The sequence below is a fragment of the Bradyrhizobium sp. UFLA05-125 genome (assembly GCF_059803515.1).
This window is the reverse complement of sequence record NZ_JBANBJ010000001.1, coordinates 294,777-318,323: the sequence shown is the minus strand read 5'-3', so window position 1 is coordinate 318,323 and position 23,547 is coordinate 294,777. Positions and strand designations below refer to the sequence as shown.

General features: G+C 62.1%; 21 protein-coding genes. 16 read left to right on the top strand and 5 right to left on the bottom strand.

Going from position 1 to position 23,547, the window contains the following annotated elements; genetic code table 11:
* Nucleotides 1-228: 228 nt before the first annotated feature.
* From SO156_RS01590 to argC, 3 genes are all read left to right on the top strand, one after another.
* The gene (locus tag SO156_RS01590) at nucleotides 229-759 is read left to right on the top strand and encodes a DedA family protein (RefSeq protein WP_458149564.1); all 531 of its coding nucleotides are present in this window, start codon (nucleotides 229-231) and stop codon (nucleotides 757-759) included.
* Between the two features lie 224 nt (nucleotides 760-983).
* Nucleotides 984-1,664 (top strand): FMN-binding negative transcriptional regulator, encoded by a 681-nt coding sequence (locus tag SO156_RS01585; RefSeq protein WP_458149565.1) that lies wholly within the window; start codon nucleotides 984-986, stop codon nucleotides 1,662-1,664.
* Complete coding sequence (argC, locus tag SO156_RS01580; protein ID WP_458149566.1) at nucleotides 1,661-2,644, top strand: N-acetyl-gamma-glutamyl-phosphate reductase; 984 nt, start codon at nucleotides 1,661-1,663, stop codon at nucleotides 2,642-2,644. The genes SO156_RS01585 and argC overlap by 4 nt, the downstream gene beginning before the upstream one ends.
* Before the next feature lie 118 nt (nucleotides 2,645-2,762).
* On the opposite strand, the gene SO156_RS01575 is transcribed toward argC, so the two are convergent.
* Together SO156_RS01575 and SO156_RS01570 are read right to left on the bottom strand one after the other, a co-directional pair.
* The gene (locus SO156_RS01575) at nucleotides 2,763-3,161 is read right to left on the bottom strand and encodes an MAPEG family protein (protein WP_458149567.1); all 399 of its coding nucleotides are present in this window, start codon (nucleotides 3,159-3,161) and stop codon (nucleotides 2,763-2,765) included.
* A gap of 65 nt (nucleotides 3,162-3,226) precedes the next feature.
* Complete coding sequence (locus SO156_RS01570) at nucleotides 3,227-5,050, bottom strand: PHA/PHB synthase family protein (protein WP_498533604.1); 1,824 nt, start codon at nucleotides 5,048-5,050, stop codon at nucleotides 3,227-3,229.
* Between the two features lie 251 nt (nucleotides 5,051-5,301).
* On the opposite strand from SO156_RS01570, the gene SO156_RS01565 reads away from it, so the two are divergent.
* From SO156_RS01565 to SO156_RS01515, 11 genes are all read left to right on the top strand, one after another.
* Nucleotides 5,302-5,586: a hypothetical protein gene (locus SO156_RS01565; protein ID WP_458149569.1), complete on the top strand. Its 285-nt coding sequence runs from the start codon at nucleotides 5,302-5,304 to the stop codon at nucleotides 5,584-5,586.
* A 245-nt stretch (nucleotides 5,587-5,831) separates the two neighbouring features.
* A complete protein-coding gene (locus SO156_RS01560) occupies nucleotides 5,832-7,052 on the top strand; it encodes an LL-diaminopimelate aminotransferase (RefSeq protein WP_458149570.1) in 1,221 nt (406 codons plus the stop codon).
* Nucleotides 7,053-7,079: 27 nt separating this feature from the next.
* Complete coding sequence (locus tag SO156_RS01555) at nucleotides 7,080-8,396, top strand: homoserine dehydrogenase (RefSeq protein ID WP_458149571.1); 1,317 nt, start codon at nucleotides 7,080-7,082, stop codon at nucleotides 8,394-8,396.
* A 78-nt stretch (nucleotides 8,397-8,474) separates the two neighbouring features.
* Nucleotides 8,475-9,476: a class II fructose-bisphosphatase gene (gene glpX / locus SO156_RS01550; RefSeq protein ID WP_458149572.1), complete on the top strand. Its 1,002-nt coding sequence runs from the start codon at nucleotides 8,475-8,477 to the stop codon at nucleotides 9,474-9,476.
* Nucleotides 9,477-9,618: 142 nt separating this feature from the next.
* A complete protein-coding gene (locus SO156_RS01545; protein ID WP_458149573.1) occupies nucleotides 9,619-10,338 on the top strand; it encodes a haloacid dehalogenase type II in 720 nt (239 codons plus the stop codon).
* Between the two features lie 158 nt (nucleotides 10,339-10,496).
* The gene (locus SO156_RS01540; RefSeq protein ID WP_498533603.1) at nucleotides 10,497-10,904 is read left to right on the top strand and encodes an ASCH domain-containing protein; all 408 of its coding nucleotides are present in this window, start codon (nucleotides 10,497-10,499) and stop codon (nucleotides 10,902-10,904) included.
* A gap of 61 nt (nucleotides 10,905-10,965) precedes the next feature.
* Nucleotides 10,966-11,229, top strand: coding sequence for a hypothetical protein (locus SO156_RS01535; RefSeq protein WP_498533602.1), 264 nt, complete (start codon nucleotides 10,966-10,968; stop codon nucleotides 11,227-11,229).
* A gap of 216 nt (nucleotides 11,230-11,445) precedes the next feature.
* On the top strand, nucleotides 11,446-11,796 hold the full coding sequence (locus tag SO156_RS01530; RefSeq protein ID WP_498533601.1) for a response regulator: 351 nt from the start codon (nucleotides 11,446-11,448) through the stop codon (nucleotides 11,794-11,796).
* A 31-nt stretch (nucleotides 11,797-11,827) separates the two neighbouring features.
* Nucleotides 11,828-12,271, top strand: coding sequence for a response regulator (locus SO156_RS01525; RefSeq protein WP_498533600.1), 444 nt, complete (start codon nucleotides 11,828-11,830; stop codon nucleotides 12,269-12,271).
* A gap of 170 nt (nucleotides 12,272-12,441) precedes the next feature.
* A complete protein-coding gene (locus SO156_RS01520) occupies nucleotides 12,442-13,470 on the top strand; it encodes an ABC transporter substrate-binding protein (RefSeq protein WP_498533599.1) in 1,029 nt (342 codons plus the stop codon).
* Nucleotides 13,471-14,264: 794 nt separating this feature from the next.
* Nucleotides 14,265-16,274 carry an MASE1 domain-containing protein gene (locus SO156_RS01515; protein ID WP_498533598.1) on the top strand — a complete coding sequence of 670 codons (2,010 nt, stop codon included), beginning with the start codon at nucleotides 14,265-14,267 and terminating at the stop codon, nucleotides 16,272-16,274.
* Nucleotides 16,275-16,657: 383 nt separating this feature from the next.
* Here the strand turns inward: SO156_RS01515 and SO156_RS01510 are convergent, their stop codons facing one another.
* Entirely contained in the window at nucleotides 16,658-19,984 is a 3,327-nt protein-coding gene (locus SO156_RS01510; protein WP_458149580.1) for an adenylate/guanylate cyclase domain-containing protein, read from the bottom strand.
* A gap of 477 nt (nucleotides 19,985-20,461) precedes the next feature.
* Here SO156_RS01510 and SO156_RS01505 point away from each other — a divergent pair, with 477 nt between their 5' ends.
* Nucleotides 20,462-21,433, top strand: coding sequence for an ABC transporter substrate-binding protein (locus tag SO156_RS01505; RefSeq protein WP_458149581.1), 972 nt, complete (start codon nucleotides 20,462-20,464; stop codon nucleotides 21,431-21,433).
* 149 nt (nucleotides 21,434-21,582) lie between these two features.
* Here SO156_RS01505 and SO156_RS01500 read toward each other — a convergent pair whose 3' ends face one another.
* Both SO156_RS01500 and SO156_RS01495 read right to left on the bottom strand, forming a co-directional pair.
* Nucleotides 21,583-21,768, bottom strand: a complete 186-nt coding sequence (locus tag SO156_RS01500; protein WP_498533597.1) for a hypothetical protein — start codon at nucleotides 21,766-21,768, stop codon at nucleotides 21,583-21,585.
* A gap of 399 nt (nucleotides 21,769-22,167) precedes the next feature.
* Nucleotides 22,168-23,100 (bottom strand): LysR family transcriptional regulator, encoded by a 933-nt coding sequence (locus SO156_RS01495; RefSeq protein WP_458149583.1) that lies wholly within the window; start codon nucleotides 23,098-23,100, stop codon nucleotides 22,168-22,170.
* Between the two features lie 102 nt (nucleotides 23,101-23,202).
* On the opposite strand from SO156_RS01495, the gene SO156_RS01490 reads away from it, so the two are divergent.
* Complete coding sequence (locus tag SO156_RS01490; RefSeq protein WP_458149584.1) at nucleotides 23,203-23,529, top strand: hypothetical protein; 327 nt, start codon at nucleotides 23,203-23,205, stop codon at nucleotides 23,527-23,529.
* Nucleotides 23,530-23,547: the final 18 nt, after the last annotated feature.

The window sequence follows — 23,547 nt, the reverse complement described above, 5'->3', positions numbered from 1 at the left end:
GGCCGACTATGCCACGGCTGGCCTGAAAAAGTGACCGTCGGACTGGTCGCAGGTGTCGTTGCGAGCCAATCCCGGCGATTTTACGCCGCGGCGACCCTTTGTTCCCGGCAATTTGACATCGGGGCCTATACTGAGCCGGTCTTTGTGACTTGATGTCATGCAACGCGTTGGCTTACCAGTCCTTTTCACGATCCAGGACGCGCGGTGGGGCGGGGAAGGCATTTTGGAATGGAGCAATATGCGCACGCACTGGCCGACTTCGTGCGTGTTCACCAGGTCTGGGCAGCACCGATCGTGTTCCTTCTGGCATTCGGTGAATCGCTCGCCTTTATCTCGCTTCTGATCCCGGCATGGGGCGCGCTGGTTGCGATCGGCGCTCTGATCGGGGTGAGCGGCATCAGCTTCTATCCGGTCTGGATTGCGGGCGCGATCGGCGCAGCCCTCGGCGACTGGGTCTCCTACTGGTTCGGCTTCCGCTACAAGGAGCAGGTTGCGCAGATGTGGCCGTTGTCGCGCTATCCGGAAATCCTGCCGCGCGGTGAAGCGTTCGTGCGGAGCTGGGGCGTGCCGAGCATCTTCATCGGCCGCTTCTTCGGCCCCTTGCGCGCCTCCGTGCCGCTCGCCGCCGGCATTTTCGAAATGCCGTATTGGAGCTTTCAGGCCGCCAATTTCGTCTCGGCGTTGGTCTGGGCGGCGGCGCTGCTGTTGTTCGGTGATGTGATGGCCAAGATCATGGAGTGGATCTGGCGGCTGGTGTGACAGTGTCAAACCTTGACGCCGGAACCACATGGCCTTATAGCCGCGCGCCATGATCAACGCCGCGACCATTCTGTTCGCACGTCGCCGCCGCACCTTAGCGGTTTGGGCGGTCGATCGCGTTTGAGATCATCGTCTTTGCCGCTGGACCCGATCCGCGGCATCCTCCCTCCTGTCAGCGTGATCTGATCCGGCGGCCCTACAAGGAGCCCCAGCAGGAGACCAAGATGTACACACCGCCCTTTTTCAAGCAGGACCGCGCCGCGAGCCTCAAGCTTGCGGACGCGCGCGGCTTCGGCACCTTCTGCGCGTGGGACGGCACCAGGCCGATCGCGTCACAACTGCCGTTCTATGTGAGCTACGCCGCCGACGGCACGCCGCTCGCCGCCTTTCATGTTGCCCGTCACAATCCGCTGGTAAAGCTTGCGGACGGGTCCATGTCGTGGCTGCTCGCGGTCAATGGTCCGGATGCCTATGTATCGCCGGACTGGTACGTCTCGCCGGACCAGGTGCCGACCTGGCTCTACCAGTCGGTGCATCTGACCGGGCCGGTGCGGGTCTTGTCGGACGCGGAGCTCAGCGTTCAGATCGACACGCTCAGCGCCAAGTTCGAGGATTGGCTGCTGCCGAAGAAGCCCTGGACCTCCGTGAAGATGACGGCGGGACGGTTCGAGACGATGAAGAAGGCGATCGTAGGCCTGGTGATGACGGTTGAAGAGGTCGAAGGCAGCTTCAAGCTCAACCAGCACAAATCCGAGGCCGACTTTGCCGCGATTGCAAATGCGCTCGGCGATGGCGATGCCGACGCGAAAGCGATTTCACAGTTGATGCGGCAGACACGGCCGCAGGCCTTCACTGATCAAGCCTTTGCAGATGACACGAACAAGCTCGAAAGGAGCGCCACATGAGCCTCGCTGAGACCAAACAAGCCCCTGACGTCGCCGCTGCAAACAAAAAGCCGGTCGTCTTCGTCGACGGCGGCTCCGGCACGACCGGCCTCGGCATCAACGAGCGGCTCAAGCTGCAGGGCGACGTCGCGGTGAAGACGATCGCCGACGACAAGCGCAAGGATCCGGCGGCCAAGAAGGCGCTGATGGAGGAGGTCGATCTCGTCATCCTCTGCCTGCCCGATGACGCCGCCAAGGAGACGGTCGCACTGGTCGACAGCATGGGCGCCGCGGCGCCGAAGGTGCTGGACGCCTCGACCGCGTACCGCGTCGCGCCCGACTGGGCCTACGGCTTTCCCGAGCTCACGCCCGATCAGGCCGGCAAGATCAAAGCGGCGAAAAAGGTCTCCAATCCCGGCTGCTATCCGACCGGCGCGATCGCGTTGCTGCGGCCCATTGTCGATGCTGGCCTCGTACCGCAGGACTATCCCGTCACCGTCAATGCGGTGAGCGGCTATTCCGGCGGCGGCAAGTCGATGATCGCGAGCTTCGAGGACGGCAGCGCGTCATCCTTCGAGCTCTACGGCCTCGGCTTCGAGCACAAGCATCTGCCGGAGATGCAGCTCTATTCGAACCTGACGCGGCGGCCGATCTTCATCCCATCGGTCAGCAACTACCGGCAGGGCATGCTGGTCTCGGTGCCGCTCCAGCTCGACACACTGCCGGGCAAGCCCAGTGGCGCCGATCTGCAAGCTGCACTTGCCAAGCGTTACGCCGGCTCGAAATACGTCTCTGCGATGCCGCTTCAGAACGAGGCGGCGAAGAGCGGCAAGCTCGAGCCGGAGGCGCTCAACGAGACCAACATGCTCGAGCTCTACGTCTTCGCCAGCGACAAGTACCACCAGGCAGTGCTGGTCGCCCGGCTCGACAATCTCGGCAAGGGCGCCTCGGGTGCCGCCGTCCAGAACATGCGGCTGATGCTGGGCCTGCCGGAGGAGTAAGCACAGCGCTTCCCAACTCGTCATGGCCGGGCTTGTCCCGGCCATCCACGCGCCGCTGTGATTGAGGATGGACGTGGATGCCCGGGACAAGCCCGGGCATGACGGCGGTTAGCGTGGCTTAGAGCACCTGGAAGATCGCCAGCGCCAGCACGGCCTGCGCGAGGAAGCCGACGGTGAAGGCGAGGGTGCGGAACACCGGCAATCCCAGCGAATAGACGATCAGATGCGCGACGCGGGCCCAGAAATAGACGGCGCAGGCCAGCACGGTCCATTTGCTCGAATAGTCCATCGCATTGAGGATCAGCACCAGCGGCGCGAAGATCACGAGGTTCTCGACCGCATTGTCATGCGCGAACATCAGCCGGTTCGCCCATTCGGCGTGGGGCTTGTCCCCGCGCGACGGGTTGGCCATGGTGCCGGAGAGGCCGCGGACCTGGCAGCGGTTGATGATGTAGGGGATCCAGAGGATGCCGGTCAGGATCACCGTCAAGGTCAGCCAGAACAATTCGCGCGTCATAGTCCGATCCCCACTTTATTCACCGTGCTGAAGACGGAGCTTATACAAAAGCGCGAGAGATTCCGCTATGCGCGAACGCGGACGTAACTGCCGGGTGCGTCCTCGATCGGCGGCACCGCCGCGCTGCCGACGGCGCGCGCCGGGACCTCCTCGGGGTCGAGCCCGCCCAGCCATTCGCGCCAGTCCGGCCACCACGAGCCCTTGTGCTCCTCTGCGCCCTTCATCCACTGCGCGACGTTGACGTCCTTGATGTTGTCGTTGGTCCAGTACTGGTACTTGTTCGAAGCAGGCGGGTTAACGACGCCGGCGATGTGGCCCGAGCCCGACAGCACATATTTCACCGGACCGCCGAAGAACTGCGAGCCGTAGAGCACGGATTCGGCCGGCGCGATGTGGTCCTCGCGGGTGGCGAGGTTGTAGACGGGCACCTTGACCTTGGAGAGGTCGAGCAGCGTGTTGTCGAGCACCATGCTGCCCGTCGACAGCCGGTTCTCCAGGTAACAATTGCGCAAGTAATAGGAATGATTCGCCGCCGTCATGCGGGTTGCGTCCGAGTTCCAGTGCAAGAGGTCGAACGCGCTCGGCTGCTGGCCCTTCAGATAGTTGCTGACGACATAGGACCAGATCAGGTCGTTGGAACGCAGCATGTTGAAGGCCATCGCCATCTTGGAGCCTTCGAGCACGCCGGCGGTCTTCATGTCGTGCTCGAGCGCCGCGATCTGGTCCTCGTCGACGAAAACGAGCAGATCGCCGGCATGGGTGAAGTCGACCTGCGCAGCGAAGAACGTCGCCGAAGCGACGCGCTGGCGGCGCTTCTCGGCAAGCCAGGCCAGCGTGGTCGCGAGCATCGTGCCGCCGACGCAATAGCCGGCGGTGTGCACCTTCATCTCGCCGGTCGCCCGCTCGATCACGTCCATCGCCGTGAGCGGGCCTTCCTTCATGTAATCTTCCCAGCTCTTGTCGCCGAGCCGCTTGTCCGGATTGACCCAGGAGATCACGAACACCGTGATGCCCTGATCGACGCACCATTTGACGTAGGATTTTTCGGGCTTGAGATCGAGAATGTAGAATTTGTTGATCCAGGGCGGCACGATCAGGAGCGGCGTGCGCAGCACCTTCTCGGTGGTCGGCTCATACTGGATGAGCTGCATCATCTCGTTCTGGTAGATCACCTTGCCGGGCGTCGTCGCCATGTTGACGCCGAGCTCGAGATTGTCCGGATTGGACTGGCGGATCTTCAGCATGCCCTTGCCGGCTGCGATGTCCTCGGCCAGCATCTGCAGGCCCTTCGCCAGATTGTCGCCGGAGCTTGCGACCGTCTGGCGCAGCACCTCCGGATTGGTCAGCACGAAATTCGACGGCGATAGCGCGTTGGTTACCTGCTGCATGTAAAACTCCGCCTTGCGGCGGGTGTGAGGATCGAGCCCTTGCGCGTCGTTCACCAGCTCATGCGCGTGCTTGGTGGTGAGCAGATAGAGCTGCATCACGAAATCGAAGAACTGGTTCGATTTCCATTCCGGGTCGGCGAAGCGCTTGTCGCGCGGCGCGGGCGCGATAGCGGGCAGCGTGTCCTCGCCGGCCATGCGGCGGGCCGCCGAGCCCCAGAGGTCGAGATAGTCCTTGGCGAGCCGCGTCTGGAGCTCCGAGGAGCGAGTATTGTCCGACAGCCAGTATTCGGCGACCGCGGTGAAGGTCTTGACCATCTCGGTCAGTTCGGGCGGTGGCCGGTCCTGGACCTCACCAGTTTCGCGCGGCTTCAGGTAGGCGGCGAGCGCTTTGCCTCCGCTTTCCATGGCCCGCGCGACGTTCATCGCGAAGGCCTCCGCATCGAACGTCTTGTCGGAGGTGTTCGTCCCGGATTTGGGCGTCTCGGTCGTGACGGTACTCATGACGAGAACAGTAACGATTCATTGCGCGTTCGTCACCGCGAAGCTCGCACCATCTGGGGTTAATCACGCGCGAACATGTGCTGCACTGCGACATAGTTCTTGGTTCTGTCACAATCAGGGTTCATCACGGCGCCAGGGGCCTTGGATGTGGTCGGCTCAATACCATTGAGGGCAGCAATGGTTTGAGCTGAGGCAGGCTGTTGGGGTAAGCTCCATCGGCCGTGCTGTTGGGACGAGTAGGGGATTCCCAAGTGTTGGCGTTGTGGGACCGACAAACGAGACGGCTTGCGCCGTGTGCGCTGCTCATCATTGCATTCACGCTCGGCGGCTGCTCAAGCCAGATCGCTGATTTGACACCGGCTGACACGCAGCCGCATCCGAAAGAAGCGGGCGGCTATCTGCCCGTGCATGATCTGCCGCCGGCGCGCGACGAGGCGGTGATCCCGCCGGATCAGCGCGCCAAGATCGAAGCCGAACTGGCCGCTGCGCGCGACCGGCAGGTGACGGCGGCGGCCAAGGATGCAAACGGGAAGTAATTCCGAGCCGGCTAAACCTGAGCTGGGTAACCTCGCGCCAACGTAATCGCTGGCGCGCCCGTCTCTCCGTGCTAAAAGACCTCATTCAGCCGAAAGTCAGGGTGAGGGAGTTCAGTCCCTGCCTTAGGGATCTTGCTCTAAGCATTTGATTTGGAGCGATTTTCAGGCGAGGTCCGGCATCCTCTCGATTGTCGTGTCGAGGCCGCCCGATTCTGCCCTGGCCGGTTGCTCGGAGCCTGGAACCCATGGAAGAATTTTACCGTATCCGCCGTCTGCCGCCTTACGTGTTCGAGCAGGTCAACCGGGCCAAGGCGGCCGCGCGGAACGCCGGCGCCGACATCATCGACCTCGGCATGGGCAATCCTGACCTGCCGGCCCCGCCGCACGTGCTGGAGAAGCTCAAGGAGACACTCGGCAAGCCGCGCACCGACCGCTACTCGGCCTCGCGCGGCATCCCCGGCCTGCGCAAGGCACAGGCAGGCTACTACGCCCGTCGCTTCGGTGTGAAGCTCAATCCAGACACGCAAGTCGTCGCGACGCTCGGCTCGAAGGAGGGCTTCGCCAACGTAGCGCAGGCGATCACCGCGCCGGGCGACGTCATCCTCTGTCCCAATCCGAGCTATCCGATTCACGCCTTCGGCTTTTTGATGGCGGGCGGCGTCATCCGCTCGGTGCCGTCGGAGCCGACGCCGCAGTTCTTCGAAGCGGTCGAGCGGGCGATCGTGCATTCGATCCCGAAGCCACTCGCGCTCGTCGTCTGCTATCCCTCGAACCCGACGGCCTACGTCGCGAGCCTCGACTTCTACAAGGACCTCGTCGCCTTCGCGAAGAAGCATGAGATCCTGATCCTGTCCGATCTCGCTTATGCCGAGGTCTATTTCGACGAGAGCAATCCGCCGCCCTCTGTGCTCGAGGTACCCGGCGCGATGGATGTCACCGTCGAGTTCACCTCGATGTCGAAGACCTATTCGATGGCCGGCTGGCGCATGGGCTTTGCGGTCGGCAATGAGCGCGTCATCGCAGCTCTCGCCCGCGTGAAGTCCTATCTCGATTATGGTGCGTTCACGCCGGTCCAGGTCGCCGCGACCGCGGCGCTGAACGGCCCGGACGATTGCATCAAGGAGATGCGCGACACCTATCGCAAGCGCCGCGACGCGCTGGTGGAGTCGTTCGGCCGCGCTGGCTGGGAGATCCCGCCGCCGGACGCGTCGATGTTCGCGTGGGCGCCGCTGCCGGAAGCCTTCCGTAGCGTCGGCAGCATGGAGTTCGCGACCCTGATGGTCGAGAAGTCCGGCGTGGTGGTGTCGCCAGGCGTCGGCTTCGGCGAGCATGGTGAAGGATATGTCCGCATCGCCATGGTGGAAAACGAGCAACGGATCAGGCAGGCCGCGCGCGGCGTGCGCCGCTTCCTTGAAAGCGGCATCGAAACGTTGCACAACGTCGTTCCGCTCGCCAATCGGCGTTAGTTCCTTCCGGCAGGTTTTCGAAGCATTATGGTCGCACCCCTGAATGTGGGTATCGCGGGGCTCGGCACTGTGGGCGCCGAAGTTGTCCGCTTGATTGAAACCCAGGCCCGCGTGCTCGCGGGCCGCAGCGGCCGCGGCATTCGCGTCGTCGCCGTTACTGCACGCTCAAAGGCGAAGAAGCGCGATCTCGATCTGCGCGACGTCGAATGGGTCAAGGACCCGATCGCCCTCGCCACCCATTCCGGCATCGACTGCTTCGTCGAACTGATGGGCGGCTCGGGCGATCCGGCCCGTGCTGCGGTCGAGGCCGCGCTGAACGCCGGCAAGTCCGTCGTCACCGCCAACAAGGCGCTGCTCGCCAAGCACGGCATCAAGCTGGCGAAAGCCGCCGAAAAGCACGGCGGTGCGCTGAATTTCGAGGCAGCCGTCGGCGCCGCGATCCCCGTCATCAAAACGTTACGTGAAGGTCTTGCCGGAACCGGCATCAACCGCGTCTACGGGATCCTCAACGGCACCTGCAATTACATCCTGACACGGATGGAGCAGGAAGGCCTGTCGTTCGCCGAATGTCTGAAGGATGCACAGCGGCTCGGCTATGCCGAGGCCAATCCGTCCTTCGACGTCGACGGCCACGACACCGCGCAGAAGCTCGCTATCCTGGCGAGCCTCGCCTTCGGCACGAAAGTTGCTCAAAGCGCGGTGTATGTCGAAGGCATCTCCTCGATCGCTCCCGAAGATCTTCGCGCGGCCGCCGATCTCGGCTACCGCGTCAAGCTGCTCGGCGTTGCCGTGCGCACTGCCAAGGGCATCGAGCAGCGCGTGCATCCGACCATGGTTCCAAAGTCGTCCTCGATCGCACAGGTGATGGGCGTCACCAATGCGGTCACGATCGATGGCGAAGGCATTCCGCCGATCACGCTGGTCGGCCCCGGCGCGGGCGGGGCTGCGACGGCCTCTGCGGTCGTGGCCGATATCGCCGATGTGGCACGCGGGATCCGCGCCAACCCGTTCGGCCGCCCGGTCGCGCAACTGCAGGATACCAGCAAGGCGCCGATGGAGCGGCACGAGGGCGGCTACTACATCCGCCTCTTGGCGCGCGATTTTCCGGGCACTGCGGCCGCGATCGCCACGAGGCTCGCCGAGCAGAAGATTTCGATCGAATCCATCGTGCAGCGTCACCCCAATGGCGGCCCTGCGCAGACCGGAGGCAAGGCCGTCCCCGTGCCCGTCATCCTGATCACCTATGCGACCCACGAGGACGCCGTCCGCCGCGCGCTTGCCGCCGTTCAGCACGACAAGGTGATTAGCGGACGTCCGCAGGTGATCCGGATCGAGAAGAACTGACACGGTTCGAACCGAACCGTGATGTTGCGAATTGACGCGGCGGACATCCGCTGAGAACCGTTCTGAAGGAGTGAGCCAATGTCGACCCATATTGAAGTCCCCCCGCACGCCTTGCTCGAGCGCATTCTCACGCTGGAGATCGTGCGGGTGACGGAGCGGGCGGCGGTATCGTCGGCGCGGTTGCGCGGGCACGGCAACGAAAAGCAGGCCGACCAGGCCGCGGTCGACGCCATGCGGCGCGAGCTCAACAAGCTGCCGATCGAGGGCACCATCGTGATCGGCGAGGGCGAGCGTGACGAGGCGCCGATGCTCTATATCGGCGAGCAAGTCGGGATGAAGGCCGGCCCCCAGGTCGATATCGCGGTCGACCCGCTCGAGGGCACCACACTGTGCGCCAAGAACATGCCGGGTTCGATTGCCACCATGGCGATGGCCGATGGCGGCACGCTCTTGCACGCGCCCGACGTCTACATGCAGAAGCTCGCGATCGGGCCCGGCTACGACAAGGGCGTGGTCGAACTCGATGCCTCGCCGGCCGATAACGTCCGTCGTCTCGCCAAGGCCAAGGGCGTCAAGCCGGAAGGCATCACCGTCCTCGTGCTCGATCGTCCGCGCCATGCCGACATCATCCAGGGCGTGCGCTCGACGGGCGCTGCCGTGCGCCTCATCACCGACGGCGACGTTGCCGGCGTGATCCACTGCGCCGATCCCGACAACACCGGCGTCGACATGTATCTCGGCACCGGCGGCGCGCCGGAAGGCGTGCTGGCCGCCGTGGCGCTGCGCTGCATCGGCGGGCAGATGCAGTGCCGCCTGATCCTCGACTCCGACGAGAAGCGCGAGCGCGCCGCCAAGATGGGCGTCAACGATCCCAAGATGATCTACGGCATCGAGGACATGGCGCGCGGCGATTGCCTGTTCGCCGCTACCGGCGTTACCACCGGTTCGCTGCTTTCGGGCGTCAAATTCCGCAAGGACGGTGTGATCGAGACCGAGACCGTCGTGATGCGCTCGGTCACCGGCACCGTGCGCTACATCAAGGCCGAGCACCGGCAGCTGGAGAAGTTCTACCTGGGCTGACGCGAGGCGTCATTCCGGGGCGACGGGACCGCGCATAGCGCGGCCCGGAGAACCCGGAATCTTGCGCCACAACTTCTGGATTCCGGGTTCGCGACTTCGTCGCGCCCCGGAATGACAACAAGAACAATCAGAGGAAGCGCACATGTCCGATCTCTCCGCCGTCAAAGCGCTCGTCTTCGACGTATTCGGCACCGTCGTCGATTGGCGCACAAGCCTGATTACCGACTTCATGTGGTGGGGCAAGGGCCGCGGCATCACCGCCGACTGGACCGCGCTGGTCGACGGCTGGCGCGGCCTGTATGTCGGCGCGATGGACGAGGTGCGCAAGCACCCCGAGCGCGGCTACGTCATCCTCGACGATTTGCATCGCCGCTCGCTGGAGAAGCTGGTCGCTCAGTTAGCGATCCAGGGGCTCACGGAAGCCGATCTCGATTACCTCACCAAGGGTTGGCATCGTCTGCATCCCTGGCCCGACAGCGTCGCCGGCCTCACGCGGCTGAAGACCAAATTCGTGATCTCGCCGCTCTCCAACGGCAACGTCGCGCTGCTCACCAACATGGCGAAGTTCGCGGGCCTGCCTTGGGACCTCGTCATGTCGGCCGAGCTGTTCGAGCACTACAAGCCCGATCCCGAGACCTATCTCGGCGCCGCGCGGCTCCTCGGCTTGAAGCCTGGGGAGGTGATGATGGTCGCCGCCCACAATTACGACCTGAAGGCCGCACAGAGCCACGGCTTGAAGACCGCTTTCGTCGCGCGCCCGACCGAATATGGCCCGCATCAGAAGATCGATTTCGAAGCCACCGGCAATTGGGACATCGTCGCGAAGGATTTTGGCGGGATCGCCGATCGGCTGGGGTGTTAATGCACGATCCGGAAAAGTGTGAAGCGGTTTTCCGGAAATATCATGCGCAAACAACAACCAAAGCGCGATGACGATTCATCCTCATCTCATCGCGCTCTAGGGCAGGGCGCTTACAGACTCTGGTGGCGCCTTTACCGTGAGCGATAAGCCAGTAGACCATGAGCAAGACGATCCCAGAACGGTATCGGCACCTCCGGAGGTTCGCCTTCGGCGATAGTCCCGCGCTCGCCGATGAATTGCTCGACCTGGTCATCAAGGGCATCAAGACAGCAACCTGCAGCACAGAAGACGAGCCGAACACCTCGACGCCCGGTGAGCGCTGGATCGTGCTCGACGGACGTGGTGAGCCGCGCTGTGTCATCGAGACCACCGAGGTCACGTATCGGCGTTTCCATGAAGTCGACGCCGCCTTTGCCTACGATGAAGGGGAAGGCGATCGAAGTCTGGCCTATTGGGGTGATGCCCATCGCAGCTATTTCGGCCGGCTCGGACGGTTCAGCGAGGACATGATGCTGATGTGCGAGCGCTTTCGCCTGGTCGAGGTCTTCGACGATTCCGAACATTAGCTGACGGTTGTCTGTGACCGAACGCGTCCGCTCAGGGGCCGATTTCGGAGCCGCCGGCAACTTGGACTTCGTCACCGCCGGTTTGGTTGGCCTCACCGACAGGGTGCCGTCACGCCAGCGGAGGAACGTCGGAAGTCGGCTCTGGTTGCCGATCATGTCAGCCGTGACAAACCTTCTTGCTCGAAGGCAACTGCTGCTCAGGCAGCTCGAGAGTGGTTTGTCGGAAGTTTCACGCCAGGATGTCGAGCGTCAACTTGAGCAAATCGATACGGCGCTGGAGTTGCTGGAGTGGTTGGCCAAAAGCAGAGATCACAACAAATCATGACATCGACAGAGGCCGCCCTGCGGTTGATCCACGGCGTGGCAGACGCTGCCCTTAACCCAGTTAAAAGCGACTCGACCATTCTATGGTTATTGCACGAGGGAGTTGCCGATGCGCCTCGGAACCTTCGTCGTCGGATCGATTTAGCTCATGCGAACCCAGTGAGGCAGGTGAGACGTGAACGCAGGCGGGATGCTGGAACCAGTCGCAGACAACTCTATGAATCGCCCGGTGCTTGTGGTGGACGACGATGTCCTGGTCCGCTCAATGATCGCGGATGTCCTGCGGGGCGCGGAGTTGGTCGTCATCGAGTGCGGCGATGCGGACGAGGCCCTGGAAGTCCTGCGATCGGGGATAGTCGTGGCGCTTTTGCTGAGCGACGTCCGGATGCCGGGTTCGATGGACGGCGTTGGTTTGGCGAAAGCCGTTAGAACCACGCATCCTCATCTCAAGATCGTCCTTACGTCTTCGGAACGACCTCCGGAACATGCTCTCTGCGATGAATTCTTCGCCAAGCCATGGGATGTCGGCCGTGTGATCACAGGGGTCAAGTCGCTGCTGAACGGCTAGGAACACTCCAGCGCGGCGCCGGTTAGCCCGAATGGACGTACGACCGGATACAAAGGCGCGGACCATCCTGCTCGCCGAAGACGACGTGCTGATGCGCATGCCACTCGCCGAGTTCCTGCGTGGATGTGGCTATCGCGTACTGGAAGCCAAATCGGCGGATGAAGCGATTTTGCTCCTCGAGGATGATACCTTCACTCCCGAAGTCGTTGTGAGCAATGTAGAGCTGGCCGGTGATGGCTTCGGTATCGCGAAGTGGATACGAAACAACGCGCCCGACCTTACGCTGATCCTGACCGGTACGCCCAAACGCGCAGCCGATGTGGCAGGGTCGCTCTGCGAGAATGGGCCGCTGCCTCCGCCCTACGATTCGCAGATATTGCATCGCCGACTGTTGCGCTTGATTGCAAGCCGGAAGTCTACCGGAGGGCTAGGAAAGCGCAACGCGCGTCAAGCGGGGATGAAGGCACGAGGCTGAATTTCTGCGCCAATGACGCGCGATGATCGCCTGCTTTCGCCGAGCTGCCCGACGTCGGACGGCTTCTTCCGACTCCAGGGCCGCCAGGCAGAAACCGTCGAGAATGACCCGTCTGCGACATCAGTGCGAATATTTGCTGTGATGCACATTACACTTGGAACTTGAAGCATATGCTAGATCGTGTCGCTCGGCCTGAAGGGCTACGAATGAGACGGCGCAAGTTCCTTGCACTTTCAGTAGGCGCGGCCGCTGGCTGGCCGTTGGCTTCGTGCACGCAGCAGGCGACGGGCATGCGTCGTGTTGCATTCCTCCATCCATACTTCGAGAACGATAACGAAGTGCAGACCCGCGTCATTGCGTTTCAGCAGGGGCTCGAGGCGCTCGGATGGATCGAGAATCGAAATATTCGAACCGAGCATCGATATACCGGTGGAGATCTGGGCCGAATCCGAGCCTACGCGACGGAGTTGGTGCATTCGGAGCCGGACCTCATCGTCGGAAGCGGGACGCCAATCACCGCAGCATTGAAAGAGGCGACCAGCACCATTCCGATCGTATTCAACCTCGTCAACGATCCGGTCGGACAGGGTTTCGTGGCCAGCCTGTCGCGGCCGGGCGGCAACATCACCGGCTTCACCTTCATCGATTTCCTATTGATCGGGAAATGGATGGAGATGATCAAGGAAATTGCTCCCGGGGTCAGACATGTAGCGCTCATCTTCAATCCCGACACGACGCCTTTTTATCCGGCATTCCTGCGCGAACTCGAAGCGGCCCGCACCTCGCTCGCGCTCGAGCTCTCCGCATCTCCTGTGCGCGACGAGGCGGAGGTCGAGGCAGCCATCACGGCGCTCGCACGCGAGCCTGGCGGCGCTCTGATCGTGGCGCCGGACGCATTCGTCAACAATCATCGTCGGGCGGTCATTGCGTTGACGGAACAACGGCGACTTCCCGCGATATACGGCTTCCGGCAGTTCGCCGCGGAAGGGGCACTGATCTCCTATGGACCGAATACTGCCGACATAGTCCGACGCTCAGCCGGGTATGTCGATCGTGTCCTCAAAGGTGAAAGACCGGGTGACCTTCCGGTGCAGGCGCCGACGAAATACGAGCTGGTCATCAATCTCAAAACTGCGAAAGCGCTTGGCATTGCACCAGCTCCTGAGCTGCTGGCTCGCGCCGCCGGGGTAATCCAATAGAACGTCCTTGCTGCGGTGCGGGGGTTGTGACCCATATCGGAGTAAGAGGCCGGTAACCCTGCGCGTTGCCGAAGGCCAGCCCGTCCTCACAAGGCCGCGCCGCTCGCGAGCATTCTCGTCGGGAGTTAGTGCTTCCGTAACGGCCGAGCACGACAATAAACCTTTCATTGAAAGGTTCTGCCATGGCCGTAGAGGAGAAGGTAAAAATAAGGTGCCCGGCCTGTACGCGTGTATTCCGGGAGAAGGCCAGCCGAGTTCGGGATGGTCTTCAAATTAACTGCCACAACTGCAACAAGCTCATAACACTATCCAAGGAGACTGAAGATCCTTTCCTTCGGCGAGCATTGAAGACTGCGCGGGAAATGCGAGCCGCAGAACAGGACCAGAGAGCCGCCGAAATCTACAAGGGCACGGCTTCCGCACCGCCGCGCGAAATGCCTTAACGGGCGCGCGGCCCGACGTCGAAGCCGCGGCCTGCTTCTGGCCCTTCGCGACAGTTTGCGCGATGAATTGACATATCCGAAGTTGGAGACACACCGGAATCCACCGGCTCGGGGGGCAAACCGGTGCTTTTCGGCCCCTCGTGCTCGGGATAGCACGCACGGGATCATCTTGGACTACTACCAGTTGAGCCGGGCAATGACCGCGACGGTCGCGTAACCTGCATGGTGCGATGCTAAATGTGTGATCACGTCGACCACCCCGATATTGCTCTCCACCTTCGCTCTTTGAGCCGGACTTCATAATTTCGCCACCGATACAGACATCACAATGCCCAAGTTCGCTCGGAGGCCGTGATCCTGGTCTCCGGTTGGGCCAAGCTCCTGCACGGCAGGTTGGGCGACCCAGCTCCGATTTGTTCTTTGAATACAAACTTGGGACCAGACGGCCTGTCAGCGCCGCCGCAGCTGTCTTGCTTCGGGCAGCGCGAGCACGCGAGTTCTGCGCCAAACGGAACCCAGGCGGGGGAAGGAGGACGGGTGCAGCAGAACCTATCGGGACGGGTTCAGCGCGAACTGTCGGCCGAAATCGACCTGAGCCGGTGGGCCGGCTCAGTCGGGCTCGCAGTCTTGGTCGGTATCGTCTATTTCCTGGCGGCGCGCCTCAGCCTTGCGATGCTCACCAAACCTGAGGGTGTTGCCGTTTTCTGGCCTGCCGCAGGTGTCTCCGCCGGCGTGCTTATCGCACTCGGGCCGCGAACGCGATGGCCTGTCGTGATCGGTACCATGACTGCAACCATCGTCGCGAATCTCCTGGGTGACCGGAATTTCTGGGGCGCGGTTCTCTTCGGCGTGTGCAATGCAGGGGAAGCCGCGCTCGCAGCATGGCTCATCGGGCGCTTCTTCGGTCCGGACTTCAGATTGGACAAGGTGCGCAACGTGGTGGGGCTGCTGGCGGCAGCAATTGCGGGAACCACAGTCTCCGGGATCGGCGGGGCGATCGTCTTCAAGTTGTTTCACAGCACGACGGCGCCGCTGCTGACGACCTGGTATCAGTGGTTTGCATCGGACGCGCTGGGAATCATCACGGTTGCGCCGCTGCTGATTGAGCTTGCTCCAGCCGCGCGCAACCGGCCTCCGCTGAGCGAGCTCGTCGAAGGAATCGCGGCGGTCGCAGCGCTGGCTCTGGCGAGTGCACTTGCCATCTTTCTCCGATCGGAGCTGTTGGCGAATGTTGGGCCGGTCGCGGTGCTATTTACGCCGCTGCTGTGGCTTGCCGCCCGTTGCAGGCCGGTCTTTGCCGCGGCAGCGGCGTTCATCATCAGCCTTTCCATCGTTTGGACGACCACCTTCGGCATTGGCTATTTCGGCAATCGCGACCTCACGATGAATGAGCGCGTTCTGGCGGCACAGATCAGCATCTTACTTGTGACGATCGGCGCATCGGTCGTTGCTGCGCTGTTTGCCGAAATTCGGGACAAGAGGAAGCTGGCCGAGGCTGCTCTGCATGCCAGCGAAGCGCAACGCTATCTCATCGAGACGGAGAGGCTGGCCGCACTCGGCCGTCTCGTAGCGGGGGTTGCACATGAGCTCAACAGCCCAATCGGCATCAGCCTGACGGTGGCCTCGACGCTGGATCGCCGTTGCGCCCACTTCGCCGACCAGATTGTTTCCGGGCCGCTGCGCCGTTCGCGGCTGGCCGAATTCACTGACGGTTGTCGCGACGCCGCAAATCAGCTCGTCGCGAATCTCCAGCGCGCGGGAGAGCTGGTTCAATCATTCAAGCAAGTCGCCGCCGATCGCAGCCAAGCTGATCGGCGTTTGTTCGACCTCAAGCTTGCGACCGAGCAGATCGTTGCGAGTATACGGCCAGGCCTGCCGAAGTACCGGGACTCGCTTTCGGTGGCCATACCCTCCGACATCATCCTGGACAGTTACCCGGGCGCCTACGGGCAAGTGCTGACCAACCTCATCTTCAATGCTGTCACTCACGGCTTCGCCGATGGGCTTGGTGGATGCATGCTGATCGAGGCGCATCGCCTCGGCCCGGACCAGATTGAGATCACTTTCTCGGATGACGGAGGCGGCATTCCGGAGGAGGTCCAGCGTCACGTTTTTGATCCATTCTTCACCACCAGACGGGCGCAGGGCTGTACCGGGCTCGGCCTTTACATCGTCCATAACCTCGTGACGGATCAGCTTGGCGGCAAGGTCACGCTCGTCTCTGCGCCAGGAAAAGGTACGACCATTCGTATGACGCTTCCTCTGCTTGCGCCCGGAGCAAGCAGAGCCGTCCAGACTCCGCAAACCATGGTCAATGTCGTTGCCGTCGGGCATGGTGCAGCAGAAGACACAGCGCAGTAAGTCTGCACCTGCCCAAGCCAAGTCTAGCCTTATGAGGGCAATCAGGCCCGTAGGGCAACGCCTGCCAGCACAATTGCGAAAGAGCCGAAAGAGGTAAATTCTTCACGCATGGTCGGCGGGACATTCTTTTCGAGCGAGAATTCGGTACCGGCCATGCGAACATCTACGCAAAATATGCAGCTGAGCTTGCGGACGCATGTGTCAACGGCCTTTGACGGTACCGTCCGCGTCATGTCGATCGTAATCGCTCAAGCCGACGATGTGATCGAATGATGTCGGCTGTTGGCCCACAGTGGTCATGACGCTTCATGAGATCATAGACCAGAGCCCAGCGTTGGAGTGCCGGCAAGGCACCTATCCCGCGACGAACGACATGAACGGGCTCAGGCCAGCTGTTCGAGCAGCGCCCTGGCGTTCCTCAAGACCGGCGTGTCGAAGCCTTCGGTGAACGAGCGATACCGCAGCACGAGGAGATCGTGAGCTTCCGTGCATTTGCCTTGGTCGCGCCACAGGCAAGCGAGGCTGGTCGCAGCACGCAGCCCCAACGTCTTCGCGCGCTGGCGCTCCGCCACAGCGAGCGCTCGATGATAATTTTGCTCTGCCGCGGCCTGGTCGCCTCGCGCATTCATCATGTCGCCTCGAAGTCGATGCAACTCGGCCTCGCCGGACCGCTCTTGGGTCATCTCGATCAGTTGCGCAGCCTCGACGAGGCATTTCTGTTCCTCCTGAAGATGCCCGACCTTGGCGTGAGCTTCGGCGAGAAAGCAAAGCACGCGCGGCGTGTGCACGACAGCTCCAGCATCACGAAGCACCGAGAGCCCCTTCGCGAGCAAGGCGAGACCGTCCTGCGCCTGTCCAACTGCTGTCAATGAGCGACCATGTTGGAGGAGTCCGAGGCCCAACCAGAGCGGAAAACCGTGTTCGTTCGAGAGAGCCACCAGTTCCTGAGCGTGCCGCCGCGCGTCATGCGACAAGCCGGCGGCCCCTTCCACCGTACAAACCTTGCTCAACACAAAGGCCACCGTGAACGGATGGTCGAGCGAACGGGCTTCTGACAACGCCTCGTCCACGCACGCGCGTCCCTGATCCAAGTAACCAAGAAGCGCCAACGTCGAGGCCAAGTGACCTCGGCTCGCGGCGTGCGGATCGGCCACCGCTATGGCGGCGCAAATCGCGCGAGCGGCCGGATCTCTCAAGCCGTTACACAGCTCGAGAAGGCCGCGCGCTGTCATAAACTCGCCGCGAAAGTAGCAACTGGCGCCGTGGATATAGTGACCCAGCAGCAGAGTGGCTTGATCTTTTCTCGTCTCGCCCAATTTCTCCAACTGCTCGGCAAGGGACACCGCCAGCTCGTGCTCGGCCCGAACCATATGGAAACCCCATTGGGAATAGAGCAGCGGAGCGAGACGATCCGGTCGGTCGAGCCGCTCAGCGAGCGCCCGCGCCCTGACGAGGGTATCGGCCACCGCCGGCGCCGAATATCCCCTGGCTGCCATCAGGGCCCGCCCCAAGGCAATCTGCAGGTCGAGCTCGTGCTGCACCGGCCGCGACTCCTCGGGTATGTTCGCAAGCAATTCGAGACCCTTCTGCAACTGCGCCACCGCTTCCGTCATCGCCGATCGCGCGACCGCCTGCTGGCCCGCCTTGAGCCGGTAGCCGACCGCCTTCTCGTTGAAACCGGCCTCGGTACAATGGTGGGCCATGAGTTGGGGCTGAGCAGCTACGATTTCAGGGAACTGGCTCTCTAGCGTCGTCGCAACGCGAGCTTGGATCTGCTGGCGTCGACCGCGCAACATGGTGCTATAGGCTGCGTCCTGCACCAGCGCGTGCTTAAACGTGTACTCTGCATCAGGCGGGGTCCCCCGCTGGAACACCAGTTCGGCGCTTACAAGCTGCGCCAAGGCCCCGTCCACCTGTTGCTGCGGCATGGCCGCGACGGCGCTGATCAGCTCATGCGAGAACGACCGCCCAAGGGCAGCTCCGATCTGCGCCATCTCGCGCACGGGCGCCAAGCGATCGAGCCGTGCCAGGAGCGAGGCATGGAGCGAGGTAGGAATGGCAAGCCTCGGCACGGGCCCCGTCGCATCAAAGCGGTCACCGGCGTCGGCCAGCATGCCGCTCTCGATCACCGCCTTGGTCAATTCCTCGATGAACAGCGGTATGCCATCGGTCCGATCGATGATCCCTTCGGCGATCTCCTGGGGCAACGTCTTGCCGCCGGTCACCCGCATGATCATCTCGGCGCGCTGTCGATGCGGCAGCCGACTGAGACTGATCATTGTCACGTGCGAGCGCCCGATCCAGGCTGGAGCGAACTCTGGCCGGAAAGTGATGATCAGCAAGACCCGGAGGGTGGCCACGCGGTCGACGATGCGGTCCAACAGGTCGAGCGAGGTAGGGTCGATCCAGTGCACATCCTCGAATACCATCAGCACGGGCCGGCGCATCGCCAGCCCCTCGAGCTGGGCCAGGAGGACCCCAAGCGTCTTCTCCTTGCGCTTCTGAGGGGTGAGGCCGAGAGGTGGATAGCTATTGCCAATCGGCACAGACAGCAGGTCCGCGATCAGCGGGACAGCCTCGCTGAGGTCGACGTTTGCCTCCGCGAGCAACTCTTCGAGCTTGTCCAATCGTTGCCGGTCCGTATCGTCGCGCCGGAATCCCGCCGCCCGCTCGAGCTGTGAGATGGTCGGAAAAAGCGCGCTGTCCTGATGGTGCGGCGAGCAGAAACGGCGCAAACGGATATGTGGATCATCGCTCAGCCGCTCCAGCGCGGTCTCGGCGAGGCGCGATTTGCCGATGCCCGGCTCACCCGATATCAGCACGACCGAGCCATCGCGGCGTTTAATCTGCTGCCAGCGGCGCATCAGTAGCTCGATCTCTTCATCGCGGCCGAGCAGTGGCGTTCTGGCTACCCGCAAGGCCTCGAACCGGCTATCGACCGCATTCGCACCGATGACTCGCCAGACCGGCACCGGGTCGCTGAAGCCTGTGATGGACACGCTTCCAAGAGCGAGATATTCGAAGAGTCCACCGACGAGGCGGCGGGTGCTGCCGTCGATGACCATCGTATCCGGCTCGGCCAACGCCTGCAGCCGCGAGGCCAGATTGGGGGTCTCACCAACCACCCCATGTTCCTGCGATGCGCCATCCCCGATGAGATCACCGACGATCACCAAGCCAGTGGCAATGCCAACTCGCACTCGCAATCTTGCCGACGGGCCGACATCGAGTCCTGCCACGGCCGCAACCAATGCTAGTCCGGCGCATACCGCTCGCTCGGCATCGTCTTCATCGGCCCGCGGATAGCCGAAATATGCGAGCACGCCGTCGCCCATGTATCTGGCAACGAACCCGCCAGATTTCTCTATTTGCTCGGCACAGCAGCGGTGGTACTTGCCAATGATTTCCCGCAAGTCCTCAGCGTCAAGCCTGGTCGAGAGCGCTGTCGAGCCAACAAGATCAGCGAACATCACTGTGAGTTGACGCCTCTCGGCCGCGGTCCAAGGAGTACGCACGAGTCTCGGTCCGGTCTCAGCGAACTCCGCAATCGCGCGCAACATCTTCTTGCGATGGCCGAGCGAGACGCCGATCTTTTCGAGGTCATAGTCGGTCAGATCGCGCAGAACGCTCGGATCAATGTCGTTCTCGGCAAAGCGCTGCGCGTATTGCCCCAGACCAAGGATGTTGAGCCAGTCCGCAATCTGCTGCATTGGCTCCCTCGACTGTCTGATTGACGGCCAGCCGGATTTTGGACTACGGCAAAGTAACGTTATCCCGATCCTTTCCGCAAAGCATACTTTAGTTCGCGGCGTTCGGCGGCCGAAGGCCTCGATCTTTGCCAAAATGGTGCAACAGTACAGGCGCTCGCTACCAAGCCGCGAGTGGCACGATGAGAGCAACTCGATTGCCGTATGCGCCCGATTTCGGCGGCAGGGAGCGTTGCGGCTTCCAATTGAGGCTGGTTCATATGCAGGCGACAACAAACTGTACGGCGTCTGTTGTTGGCCCCAAGCCGAACAGCGCTTAAGCCGTTGCGATGTCGCCGGTCGGCGGTAAACCGGGCGCTGGGGTCGCTTGCCGCGAATGCCGCTTATGACCCGAAGCGATCCTTCGAGGCACCTCACATCCCCACGGTAAAGTGCTAAGCTCTATTTTCCCTCAGGCGTGACCCTTGCAGGGAGGGATGCATGCGACGGCGGGAGTTCATCGCAGGCACTGCGGCACTGCTCGTTTCACCACGGCGTTCACTCGCGCAGGGGACGCCTCGCCGGGTCGGCTATCTTGATAGCGCGCCCCTGTACTTGCCAAATTTCAAGGTGTGGCAGGACAGCATGCGCGATCATGGCTGGATCGAAGGGAAGAACCTGATCATTGATTATCGATCCGCCGAGAATCATGCCGAGCGCCTGGCGCCGCTAGCGAACGAGCTTGTCGCCCTCAAGCCCGATGTGCTCTTTGGCGGGGGCACGCAAGTAGCTTTAGCCCTGAAATCGGCAACGGCTACCATTCCGATTGTAACCACGGCTGCCGATCCCGTGGGGTTCGGCCTCGTTCAAAGCCTATCGCATCCAGGCGGCAACGTAACGGGTCCTGCGTCCTTCGTCCCGGGACAGATCGTTGCCAAAACGATAGAAGAACTGCGGCAAATGGTTCCTACTGCCTCGAAAATTGCGATCTTGGTCAATCCGGACAACCCAATTCACAGGTTGCAGGTAGCCGAGGAGATACCCCAAGTTGCCCAGAAACTAGGCGTCGCTCTGCCGATTGTGGAGGCGACCACGGCCGAGGAACTTGACATCGCCTTTGCCTCGGCCGCAGCCCAGCAGCCCGATGGCATAGTTGTCTTGAGCGATCCTTTGATGATTAACAACGTCACACGAGTTACCGCGCTGGCGGCGAAGCATCGTCTGCCCGCGATTTACCTATCCCGACTATTCGCCACCAATGGCGGATTGGTTTCATACGGCCCCGATTTAGCCGATTTACTCCGCCGTGCAGGCGACTACGTCGATAAGATCCTCAAAGGCACCAAGCCTTCCGATCTGCCGGTCGAGCAGCCGACCAAGTACGAACTGGTGATCAACCTCAAGACTGCAAAGGCGCTTGGCCTCACCGTACCGCCCTCGTTCCTCGCCCTTGCAGACGACGTGATCGAATGAAGATGCAGTTTGCTGCGGCGCATGAGTCCGAAAACGGCCCATCGCGATATTTGCTGCGGTTGCCCGAAGGCGGTCGGTATCGGAGCAGAGCGGACATCACGGAACGATCTATGGGGACGTGTCCTGGTGGCCGCGTGTACGCAAGCAGCTCAGCGACGATGGCCGATTGCGAGGCCGAGCTTCAATGCCTTTTGGCGTAGCGAGCCTTCCGTTCGCTTCATCTGCTTTGCTATCTTCGCAACAGGTGTCTTTGCCTTTGAGTGGGTGCGAAGTTGCTTGACGTCGGCTGCGGTGTATTCGCGGCGAACCATGCTTTTCTTGGCTTTCTTGGCCATTACGACTTCCTGTTTTTGGGTTGGGTGCTTCCTAGCACGAAGAGCCAAATTGACAATGCGTTTTCGGCCATGTCACTCGCGATGAGCGTAGCGTCATTTTGTACGCGCCATCAGCTAGGTTGGTAGATCGTTTGCCAAGCGGCGACGGAAGCGAACACACGGGCCGCTGCTATGTATCCGACGAGTTTCAGTGGATGTTTGTCGCCGTTCTTCGGCACCCACTGCGACTTTGATACGACCCAAGACGAGTGCGGAAGTCGTCTTTCGACGAATTCAAACTTTAACGGTGTGTACTCGGTCACGGCGCGTATGAGGTCCGCGGCGGAGTCTTTGAAGAGACGGTGAAGACTGCTAAAGAATGGACTCTGTTCGGCGCTGCGCTATCGGCAACACGTTCGCTCACAGTTCGGCCGCGAGCTGGGCCACCAGTTCGCGCAACCACGCGTGAGCCGGATCGTGATCGTAGGACGCATGCCACAGCAATGACACCGTGACGTCTCCCAATTCTACCGGAGGCGGGCTCAGGCTAAGCCCGAGTTCGGCGGCGAACAGGCGAGCCAGTCGCGCGCCCATGGTGACGATGACGGGTGCGCGCGCCACCAGGGTTGGGACCGCGAGGAAACGCGGCGTGGTCAGGGCCACGGAGCGGCGCAAGCCGAGCTTTTCCAGCGCCTCGTCCACGATACCGTGCACGCTGCGCCCTGGCCGGAGACTGGTCAGCACATGTGGAAGCCGCACGTAGTCCTCAAGTGAGATCGGCGGCGTGATGCCTGTCTTCTGGGCATTGAACATGCACAGAAAGGTCTCGGTGTACAGCTTGCGCCGCTTGTGGTGGAATTGCCCCTGCTGGAACGCGTCGTAACCGATGGCGAGGTCCATCTCATCGGCATCGAGGTCATCAAATAGACGGGACGCGTCGAAATTGTAAAGCCGGAGGTGAATGCCGGGTGCGACCTCGCGCATGCGCGCGAGCAGGGCGGGCATGATCAGGATTTCCAGACTGTCCGGCAGGCCGAACCTGAACGTTCGTACCGCTGTCGCCGGATCGAACACCTGGTCGCGCGCCACCAGCGCCTCGACCTGCGCCAGCATAGTCTGCACTGGCTCCAGCAACGTCACCGCGCGGGGCGTGAGGCGCATGCCGTCGGCCCCGCGTGTGAGAAGTTCGTCACCGAATAGTTCCCGCAGGCGCGCGAGGTTGTGACTCATCGCGGACTGGCCGATGCCGACACGGGCCGCAGCCCGCGTGACGCTCCGATCGGTAAGAAGCGCACCGAGATGAACGAGCAAATTCAAGTCGATACGACCAAGATTGATGGTATCGATACCCATTATCGATCCTATCTGTTTGATCGATGATCATAGCCTGACCATCTCCTGCGGCAAGGGAGCTGACGGGCGACCAGCCCGCCTCCCAAACCAACGGAGGGTCCTATGTCGATCCGCAACCTGCTTCTCGCAGCAACCTTCATTCTAGTCTCAGTGGGAGCCGCGCAGGCCAACGGCCTTCGTCCGATCCAGGGGCAGAGCATCAATCTCGGGGACGTCTCTGGCGTCGCCTACTACACCGTCGAGCCTGACGGATTCCGCGTCGTCACGACGCTCGCGCAGGGTGAAGCAGGGACGCCGATCCGCTTCGTCTCTCTGCTGACGCCCGGCCAACGCGTCGTTCTCTCGACGGCGCAGCAGCCAGGCGCGATCGAGATCAGCAGGGACGGCGACAGCCTGTCCGTTCGCAAGGCAAAGGCGATCTCCAACTGAGTCCCGCAGTCGGCGCCT

Excerpts from the sequence above, each read along its gene's own strand:
- SO156_RS01525 (WP_498533600.1), top strand. The coding sequence starts at position 11,828 with ATGGACGTACGACCGGATACAAAGGCGCGGACCATCCTGCTCGCCGAA.
- SO156_RS01530 (WP_498533601.1), top strand. The coding sequence starts at position 11,446 with ATGAATCGCCCGGTGCTTGTGGTGGACGACGATGTCCTGGTCCGCTCA.
- SO156_RS01585 (WP_458149565.1), top strand. The coding sequence starts at position 984 with ATGTACACACCGCCCTTTTTCAAGCAGGACCGCGCCGCGAGCCTCAAG.
- SO156_RS01495 (WP_458149583.1), bottom strand. The coding sequence starts at position 23,100 with ATGGGTATCGATACCATCAATCTTGGTCGTATCGACTTGAATTTGCTC.
- SO156_RS01590 (WP_458149564.1), top strand. The coding sequence starts at position 229 with ATGGAGCAATATGCGCACGCACTGGCCGACTTCGTGCGTGTTCACCAG.
- SO156_RS01490 (WP_458149584.1), top strand. The coding sequence starts at position 23,203 with ATGTCGATCCGCAACCTGCTTCTCGCAGCAACCTTCATTCTAGTCTCA.
- SO156_RS01560 (WP_458149570.1), top strand. The coding sequence starts at position 5,832 with ATGGAAGAATTTTACCGTATCCGCCGTCTGCCGCCTTACGTGTTCGAG.
- SO156_RS01500 (WP_498533597.1), bottom strand. The coding sequence starts at position 21,768 with ATGGCCAAGAAAGCCAAGAAAAGCATGGTTCGCCGCGAATACACCGCA.
- SO156_RS01540 (WP_498533603.1), top strand. The coding sequence starts at position 10,497 with ATGAGCAAGACGATCCCAGAACGGTATCGGCACCTCCGGAGGTTCGCC.
- SO156_RS01575 (WP_458149567.1), bottom strand. The coding sequence starts at position 3,161 with ATGACGCGCGAATTGTTCTGGCTGACCTTGACGGTGATCCTGACCGGC.
- SO156_RS01545 (WP_458149573.1), top strand. The coding sequence starts at position 9,619 with ATGTCCGATCTCTCCGCCGTCAAAGCGCTCGTCTTCGACGTATTCGGC.
- SO156_RS01510 (WP_458149580.1), bottom strand. The coding sequence starts at position 19,984 with ATGCAGCAGATTGCGGACTGGCTCAACATCCTTGGTCTGGGGCAATAC.
- SO156_RS01555 (WP_458149571.1), top strand. The coding sequence starts at position 7,080 with ATGGTCGCACCCCTGAATGTGGGTATCGCGGGGCTCGGCACTGTGGGC.
- SO156_RS01520 (WP_498533599.1), top strand. The coding sequence starts at position 12,442 with ATGCTAGATCGTGTCGCTCGGCCTGAAGGGCTACGAATGAGACGGCGC.
- SO156_RS01505 (WP_458149581.1), top strand. The coding sequence starts at position 20,462 with ATGCGACGGCGGGAGTTCATCGCAGGCACTGCGGCACTGCTCGTTTCA.
- argC (WP_458149566.1), top strand. The coding sequence starts at position 1,661 with ATGAGCCTCGCTGAGACCAAACAAGCCCCTGACGTCGCCGCTGCAAAC.
- SO156_RS01570 (WP_498533604.1), bottom strand. The coding sequence starts at position 5,050 with ATGAGTACCGTCACGACCGAGACGCCCAAATCCGGGACGAACACCTCC.
- glpX (WP_458149572.1), top strand. The coding sequence starts at position 8,475 with ATGTCGACCCATATTGAAGTCCCCCCGCACGCCTTGCTCGAGCGCATT.